Here is a 5,965-nt window from a genome sequence, read left to right as displayed (position 1 = left end):
AAGAACTGACCCCAACCGGGTTGACGAAGATTTCTTACGAATCACCAGTGCCGTTGAATGCACATCAACAGTCTCGCTGGGAGGAAGCGACAGTTTTTCTCCACGCTTCGAATGTTCTTGAATGGGCAACTCGCTCATTAGAGCAAAACGCGTTGAAGCCTAGCCTTAGTCTTGCCCAGGCGATTGCGTTCGCCAAGGAGCATGACACCGCTTCGATGTTCGAGATGCGTCTCGACGTAGGTGATCATGCGGTGCAAAGTGCAATTTCCTGCATCGCCGCCTGCGCCATTCGATTTGGACCAGAGGAAAGTGAAGATTCTATATGGGCGTGGGAGGTGATGGAGCGCGTCTGGAGCATGCAGGAAGGGCCGCTCAACGGGTCGCAAATCCCATGGCATCCTTTCAACCACCTGATTGTGGCCTTAGTCCATAGGAGGAGCACTGAGAGATCAGACTCCGAGGCGAGCACTGCATTAATCAACTTAACAGCTCATCCATTGGAAGGCATTGCGGGTCTCGCATTTGCTGGACTGCTGCGTGATGCCGATCCAGCAATCACTTGGGTAGCAGCTCAGCTGGCCATGCGTATGGCAACACGGCGGCGCTCACGCTGGTCCCCTGAGCGTGGTCACGATCACACGGCAGATCATGTCAGTCGTGAGCAATCTCTGCAGATGGCTCTGAAAGCGCTTCGAGAGAATCAGCCTAGTCAGTTTCCAGCAATGCCAAAGGCCTGGGAACAGTTAAAGAGCGATGTGGAGGAGGGGAGCGAACAAGTTTTGCAGGACTCTGATCCATTCTTCGATTGGCGCTTTGCCGCGGGCGTATTCAAGATCTTCCCCATCGAACGTTGGTGCGCCTTAGACCATTATCGACCCCTATGGCAATCAGCGCTTGCTGGATTTACCGGATGGACGAGCTCGCGACTGACTCCACGAGAGGCTCCTGGCGCGAAACATCACCCTGAAGAATACGATTGGCATCAATCGCTTGGACAGTTGTATGCCCGATCAGCGCCATACTTCGATGAGCCCTGGTTCATTGAGGTCTGTCTACAGCCATACTTGGTACCCGAACGCAACGCAATGCACATGCTGAGCCGGATAGCTCAATCACTGACTGTTAGTCATGTTATCTCTGCCGACCACATTCCTCCCAGCACGCTGCCTCTGCTGGAGTTGTGTGCTCAACGACTCATCAATGATAGGGCGTTCTCCACACGCAACGACGGTTCGGTCCATGACAATGCATTGTCACGACTGATCAGTGCCTTGTTTTTTGTAGAGATCACGGAGGACCCAGGTACCAGGCGCTTTGCAAATGGGGATTGGTCGCAGATCGCGTTGGTGATGCCTCTGATTACCGGCATCATGAACGCTGTAGGCTGGTCATCCTTCGTCATGGGAAAGTTCCTGACACTCTGCGAACGCTCTGCGGATGCCTATCCTTTAGACCCATTTATCAAACAGGTAACTAGTGCATTGGACTCCATTCAATTGGCGCAGGGGAGCTGGGCAGGCACCACCCTTCCAGCACGCATTGCAGCTATTGTCCAACGGCTTGCAGATAGACATTACCCACTCGACCAGGGCAGATCACTTGGCCTACTTCGAATACTCGACGCACTAATCGATCTCGGCGACCGTCGCAGCGCTGCGTTAGAACAGAGCGAAGCCTTCAGGGAAGTACGTAGAGCGTGCTAGCTCTGCCGCCACTACAGCAAGAGCATCGCTCCCCGCCATGGGCCGGGCGTTTCGCTAGACTGTTCGGGCAAGGAGTGGACATGGGTTTGAACTATCCAACTCAGAAATGTTTACGGCCTACGATTGTCGCGTCAGCCGACCTGAGCAGGGCATGAGTAGCGCACTGAGGTGTTTACCGCCTTCGGGCGGTAGACCATTTTCGTAGCTACTCTGGTGATGTGGTATGGACGAACCTTACCCCTGTCAGCAGTTTCTTGCAGAGCCTTTGCGCTTCCGTTAACGTTGGAGAATGAGTGAATAATGCCCTAACTGAGAATCCGTCATGCACAATGCCGCCAAGGCGCACACTAGTTATTCACCGCTACTAATGCGCACAGCAGACAATGCCGCTTTCTACACAGCACTTACGCGTGCTGAAGGAATGCACGAGATCAGTGATAAGGCAGCCTTTGGTGGAGAATCTCCGTACCGCCTGATCCGTGTTGACGGCCGACTCGAAAAGGCTGACGACGATGGCTTCGAGATCGCTTTGATAGATGATGCCGAGTTATCAGTCGCCTACTACGACAAGGTCACGGTCGTGCATCTACCAGAAATCAGTAGCCGACGTATAGCTCATAGTCGCATCTGGCGGTCGGCGAGCTACCGTCACTCTCTAGCGCTTCGTGATATTTTGCAGAAGGTGCTTTTCGGTTATCTTGTTCAGGAGTATGACGTCCTAATTTCACAGGGTCCGGCATCCTGGGAAAGCGAATTTTATTGGTATCGTAAAGTTTCATGTGCGGTTGAGGCAGGCTTGTACGTGTACGTCCAAGACCTTGCAACGGAAGAGCTTCGGCCGATTCCAACGCAGAGCGCTCTAAATGAAATACAGGACCGGTCTTGGTCAGGCACCGATGAAGGATCCTTGCGGGCCTTCATCTCGGTTTTTCCTCTTAGGTAGGCCAAAAAGGGGACTGTGCGATAACCTCTCTTTGGGCTGCACCATCCTGGATGATTGCAGCGAGTGATCAAACTGTGAGCGCAAACGGCGCCAGATTACCCAAAAGACGGTGGAACTGCTCGCGAAGCCCGTCCGAGGAGTCAAAAGCAGCAAGTCGCCTCGTCCAGACGGTACCAAATCTGACGTGCGTTTGAGGCGGCCTTGCTATCCCTTCGGGTCACCCTTTTTCAGGTCATTTCTGACTTTGGAACAAAGCACTTCCATGCAATTTTTCAAGGGTCGGAAGCAAGGGGGCTTTCGACCCTGGGGGTTAGGCTCCAGTATCAACCGATCTGCACTACTGTGCCAATCAGGACTCTACTGCATTGATCCCGTAGTCAGCCTTCCATTCCTTCAACACTTTATGGTTGGGCAATCTGAGTATTCCGCATCAGGGCAGCAGTGCTCTACCAGCGCGGTACAGTCTGCGCTGTCGCCGAGCAACGCCAAGTGGAGAACAGTCGCTGGGCCTTGGAAATAGAGGGACGGGCGAGCGTGTAATTCGTTGTGCAAGGCAACCAGGGGCGATTCAGTGTCAATTAATGCAGTTTTGAGGCCGTGGGCGACCGATCTCTCTTAGATCGGATGCTGAAACATCACTACAGATGTACTATGAGAGAGCATTCGGAAGGTGGAGCCAATGCAAATGCCAAATCAACTAGCGCTTTCGCGTAACAAGATGGCAGTGGGCTTGAAAGTGGCCTTGCACATTTTGCATGGTTGGCAGGCGACGCCTGCTCAAATCTGCTCAATTCTGCGGATCTCTTACGCAACCTACAGGCGAGCAGTGCGAGCGCCGGCATCTCCACGAAAGCTAGATCAAGATCAACAGCAGCGGATCAGCCTCGTACTTAATATCCATGCCTCACTGCGCAGCGTATTCGACAATCCCGCTAATGTTTGCGGCTTTCCAGGGTCGCCTAACAAGAATGCTTTTTTTGATGGTAGGTCGCCATTGGAGGTCATGGCGCAAGGCGCCATGATTTCGCTTTATGAAACGTACAAACATATCCATCAACTGGAATTACGTATCGAAGCTCAGAGCTCATGAGCGCGCGGTTCGCGTGTAGATAGAACACTGCTTATTTGAAGCAAAGGCCACTAGCCCGGAAATCAGGAAATTCATACGCGAGTTTTTATTGGCAGTGGGAAGTCACTTTCTCACCTTGAGGCGTTTAGCTGAAAAAGCTCGCTGCTCATCTAAGCTATTGTAGTAGATATTTTGTGTAGTGCTTAAACTGTTATGTCGTAGGTCGGCCTGGAGATCTTTCATATCTCTGTATGGAGCATCAAAAGTAGCTGAGGTGTGTCGAAGCCAATGGAGTGAGGCGGAACGAAGAGCATCGATTTCATCATCAGTCCACGCCTCGTCCTGCATCCGCTGCAGAGCTCGATCAAACACATCCTGAATTAATTTTCGGATGTGCCGATCTGACAAGCCGCCTCGACCTTTGAGGGTGCTAATCACCGGTGTCTTTTCCTGGGCAGAGGGCAGGGGAGGCAGCCCTAAGTGTTTGCGGTAGCGAATTAAGTAGTCGCTTATATAATCATCGCGGACACTAATTTTTGCAGCTTTATTGCCTTTCCCTACGACATGAAACCACCAATTACCTGAAGAGTCTCTGCGAAAGTCGCCCATTGTAGGGCGCCAGTTTTCGCGACCGACTAAGTCAGACACACGCAAGTACATCGAAAAGACTGTCGCAACTATAAAAAGGGTACGTTCATGAGATAAATTTTCAGCGGCCATCTGCTCGGCACAATCTATAACAAAGCTCCACTGTAGCTCCGAAAGCGAACGGGCACTAGCGTCTAAAGTATTACGCTGCTTATAGACCGACTTTTGCTTGATGGCTCGAAATGGGTTGGACTCTGTAAATCCTTCGTCCATAGCGTGCTGAAAAAAACTGCCGCATACCGCGAAGACTTGCGCTACAGAACCTTGCGCCATTTGGTAGGGGCGGTCGCGTAAATCTGCGGAATTCTCGGAAGAAATTTTTCGCTCACGTTTGGAAATAGTGTTACTAAATGGACGCCATTGTTCATTTATCACATAGTCGTCCGAGTCAAGACGTTTCCTTCCTCCAAGCCTTACAAACCTCGACTTCACGACTGGACCGACCCAAGAAGCAGGGGGTTGCAAGCAGAATTCCATAAATTTCTCAGCGTCCGAGCGCCTGAGGTCTATTATGGGTTTTTGGGCTAAGAGTAGAGACCATAATAAAAGGCGCTCCGCATGGGTGCGAAACGAAATAAAAGTGGATTCGTTGCCAGCGTAAGATTTTAAGAAGCTTCGAACGATGAGGTAGCTGTCTATAGCACCGCGCTCCGGCGCAAATTGTCTAAGATAGTCAAGAACTACAGGACGTTCCGCACTAACCCCTAAGAAATTGAGTTCATTGAACCGCGAGAAGGTGTCGAACAAGGGGATGGGAGCCAATCGCATATTTTCACGGTACCAATCGTAGGAGACCGGTGAGGATGCCTCGAAATGGCTTGTTGTGCAATATCCAGGTCTAGCCGTTATCGGATATTGCATGGGCGCGTAGCCCTATCCAGGATCAATCTTCAAGACTGTCCCAGGTCTTTGCGCACCCGGGCGAATAGCACCTCAATATCTGTTTCCTTTCCTGTTAGCAGAAAGACCTCAGTGAGTAGGCTGAGAGGGTGAACGTCCATGCGAATTGCGAGCTCCACCAGTTTCTCAAGGGTAGGGCTTTTAAGGCCTCGCTCAAGGGTACTCACGTAGGTACGACTACTGACTTCTCCCAGATCTTCTTGGGTGAACCCGCGGCTGGTTCGGATGCTACGCAGCGCCTGGGCGAGGGCTTGCTTGAGTTCCATTTGCGTTTCTTATCCACAAAAGGAAGGATGAAGCCTTGTTGAGCCCTATAGGGCTACAATCTATAGTGTTCATTTCTCAAGGAGGCATACTATGGCCGGGCTACGTGTAACCCTCGAGACATTCTCCGAGGTTCTGGATGCTGACCCATGCACACCTTTTTTTATCGCGTGCGTGCTGAATTTATACGCGCACGACGAGGTGCTCGGCGTTCAAATATTAAAAAAAGGACAGAACGTCCTCGGCTTCCTCCATGACCTAGATGACCCTTCGGCAACGCTTGCTGTTGTTGGTCTGCAAATGGCGGTTCCACCGTGCATGACAAAGACTAACCGTTGGGAACTCGAAGCTATACTGGATTTTCAAACAGCCACGATTATCCGTCAGGATGACGAACTGAGTGGTTATGCATACCGAACTCTTTCCGAGATCGGAAGA

Annotated in this window: 7 protein-coding genes and 1 pseudogene; 4 read left to right on the top strand and 4 right to left on the bottom strand. The window is 51.5% G+C overall.

The window, feature by feature from the left end; genetic code table 11:
- Both NP534_RS25200 and NP534_RS25195 read left to right on the top strand, forming a co-directional pair.
- A partial coding sequence (locus tag NP534_RS25200; RefSeq protein ID WP_274100510.1) for a hypothetical protein occupies positions 1 to 1,703 on the top strand: 1,703 nt, incomplete at its 5' end.
- Between the two features lie 322 nt (positions 1,704 to 2,025).
- A complete protein-coding gene (locus tag NP534_RS25195) occupies positions 2,026 to 2,646 on the top strand; it encodes a hypothetical protein (protein ID WP_274100509.1) in 621 nt (206 codons plus the stop codon).
- A 349-nt stretch (positions 2,647 to 2,995) separates the two neighbouring features.
- Here the strand turns inward: NP534_RS25195 and NP534_RS26930 are convergent, their stop codons facing one another.
- A complete protein-coding gene (locus tag NP534_RS26930; protein ID WP_407726702.1) occupies positions 2,996 to 3,061 on the bottom strand; it encodes a hypothetical protein in 66 nt (21 codons plus the stop codon).
- Between the two features lie 14 nt (positions 3,062 to 3,075).
- Positions 3,076 to 3,207 (bottom strand): annotated as a pseudogene (locus tag NP534_RS25190) (DUF3422 family protein); the annotation flags it as partial.
- A gap of 124 nt (positions 3,208 to 3,331) precedes the next feature.
- Here NP534_RS25190 and NP534_RS25185 point away from each other — a divergent pair.
- Positions 3,332 to 3,736, top strand: coding sequence for an antitoxin Xre-like helix-turn-helix domain-containing protein (locus tag NP534_RS25185; protein WP_196113746.1), 405 nt, complete (start codon positions 3,332 to 3,334; stop codon positions 3,734 to 3,736).
- 102 nt (positions 3,737 to 3,838) lie between these two features.
- On the opposite strand, the gene NP534_RS25180 is transcribed toward NP534_RS25185, so the two are convergent.
- Both NP534_RS25180 and NP534_RS25175 read right to left on the bottom strand, forming a co-directional pair.
- Positions 3,839 to 5,131 carry a tyrosine-type recombinase/integrase gene (locus NP534_RS25180; protein ID WP_274100511.1) on the bottom strand — a complete coding sequence of 431 codons (1,293 nt, stop codon included), beginning with the start codon at positions 5,129 to 5,131 and terminating at the stop codon, positions 3,839 to 3,841.
- A 122-nt stretch (positions 5,132 to 5,253) separates the two neighbouring features.
- A complete protein-coding gene (locus tag NP534_RS25175) occupies positions 5,254 to 5,529 on the bottom strand; it encodes a helix-turn-helix domain-containing protein (protein WP_274100508.1) in 276 nt (91 codons plus the stop codon).
- 91 nt (positions 5,530 to 5,620) lie between these two features.
- Here NP534_RS25175 and NP534_RS25170 point away from each other — a divergent pair.
- On the top strand, positions 5,621 to 5,965 hold a 345-nt coding region (locus tag NP534_RS25170; RefSeq protein ID WP_274100507.1), incomplete at its 3' end, for a hypothetical protein.

Origin of the sequence: Pseudomonas sp. 39004 (assembly GCF_028682155.1) — a bacterium.
In the GTDB taxonomy this organism is placed as follows: Bacteria; Pseudomonadota; Gammaproteobacteria; order Pseudomonadales; family Pseudomonadaceae; genus Aquipseudomonas; species Aquipseudomonas capeferrum.
Note: the sequence above shows the minus strand (reverse complement) of the source record. Positions and strands in the feature narration are given on the sequence as shown.